Origin of the sequence: Christensenella sp., assembly GCF_034927525.1 — a bacterium.
Taxonomy (GTDB): domain Bacteria; phylum Bacillota; class Clostridia; order Christensenellales; family Christensenellaceae; genus Christensenella.
In genome coordinates this window covers 1-1584 of sequence record NZ_JAYFPU010000316.1, presented here as the reverse complement: position 1 = coordinate 1584, position 1584 = coordinate 1, and the positions used below count along the sequence as shown (strand labels likewise).

General features: G+C 43.3%; 3 protein-coding genes. 2 read left to right on the top strand and 1 reads right to left on the bottom strand.

Annotated elements, in window-relative coordinates; translation table 11 throughout:
• The coding region (locus VB081_RS12830; RefSeq protein ID WP_323401176.1) for a hypothetical protein at positions 1 to 607 on the top strand (607 nt) is incomplete at its 5' end.
• 39 nt (positions 608 to 646) lie between these two features.
• Here the strand turns inward: VB081_RS12830 and VB081_RS12825 are convergent.
• Positions 647 to 1171 carry a DUF308 domain-containing protein gene (locus VB081_RS12825; RefSeq protein ID WP_323397699.1) on the bottom strand — a complete coding sequence of 175 codons (525 nt, stop codon included), beginning with the start codon at positions 1169 to 1171 and terminating at the stop codon, positions 647 to 649.
• A 210-nt stretch (positions 1172 to 1381) separates the two neighbouring features.
• Here VB081_RS12825 and VB081_RS12820 point away from each other — a divergent pair.
• On the top strand, positions 1382 to 1584 hold a 203-nt coding region (locus VB081_RS12820), incomplete at its 3' end, for a redoxin domain-containing protein (protein ID WP_323401175.1).

The following is a 1584-nucleotide window of genomic DNA, read 5'->3' as shown; positions in this document are numbered from 1 at the left end:
GGTTAAAAACCCTCCCATTGAGGCGGCCCGGACCACCATGCCAGGGTTCTTAGTCAATATGGACCGATCACTTTCCCAAACCATGCGGGACTGGCAGAGCCTGACGGATCATGCCCCCTATAAAAAGGCCAGCATGACCCGAGCCATTGATTTATGTGAGTGGATGGAGACCCATTGCCCCCTGCCCAAGGACGAAATGTATCGGGGAATTACCATCCCTTTTGATGAAACCAACTACGATATCCTCTCCCGGTGGAAGGAAGCCATGCACAACCGCTTAAAGGGAAGGCCAATTCTGGAGGGGCTAACCATTGTCATTGCCCAGGAGGGGGATTCCCTGGAAACCTTGGAGGGAAAATACAAGATTCTGGATTTGCTCTATTCCATCCTGCGCAGCTTCAGTTCCGATGAGGAAGAGGCAGAGGCCCAGAAGGCTTATATTCTAGAGTGTAAGCTGGAACTCTCCGGAGCCATTATCGCGAAGCTTAAGCAGAATAAGAATACCTATAAGAAATGTAAAATCTGCGGAGATCGGCTGCCCTGGAATTACCCCTATGGCATTTGCAGTGCTTGTCATGCCCTGGAGATGGTAAGATCGGATCACTAAGCCCCATCCAAAGTGCATTGCTTATTATTTTTCGGTGTATTAATCGGATTGTTCAGCACTTTTTTCTGCCCGGGCAAAAAAGCTGATAATCCCTTCAAAGATCATATCTATCCCCAGAAGGAGGACATGGTGCTCCACACTGTTAAAGGGATTAAAGATAACGGCCATAGAAAGGGAAAATTCTATCAGGCCCTTGAGAAGATCCCAAAAGAAATTTTTTCCGTGGGCCATTTTAAACAGGGCGGTATTGAGGTAACCCGTTGCCTGGGTTAGGCCTGTCAGCCCCCAGAAAATGGCGATGATGAAAAGGGCATCCTCCTGGGCGAAGAAGATACCAATGCCCACGGCAATGGCAGAAAAGGATTTGACCAGGTCAGTTTGTTCTAAAATCCTGTAATCCTGATTAATGATTCCCTTGTAAAATTGTAGTCCACCCTTGATAATCAGGATACCACCGCAAAAGGTGGGAAGGAGATGGGTCACATTCCTGGCGAAAATAAGACAGAGAATTCCGTTGAGTAAAATGAGGAGTGCATCGGTTCTTTTATAAGTTTCTTGTTTCATCAGAGTCCTTCTTTCATCGAAATAGAGAATATTAATTTTATTATAGCATGTGTACATTCCTGTGACATTTCTGATTTAGTTTAAAATAATTATAAAAAACAATTGACAGGCTGAACTAACATTGCTATAATTTAGTCAAGTTAGTAAAAGCTAACACAATTGTTTATCCCGTATCTCATAGAATTTTTTTAGACATAGGAGGAAATTAACATGTCATTAATTAAAAAGCAAGTCAGCGATTTTGCAGTACAGGCCTACGTTGGTGGTGAATTTAAGGAAGTTAAAAAAGAAGATATCCTCGGACGTTGGTCCATCTTTTTCTTCTATCCTGCAGATTTTACCTTTGTGTGTCCCACAGAGTTGGAAGATTTAGCCAATAAATATGATGAATTCCAGAAAATTGGCTGCGATAT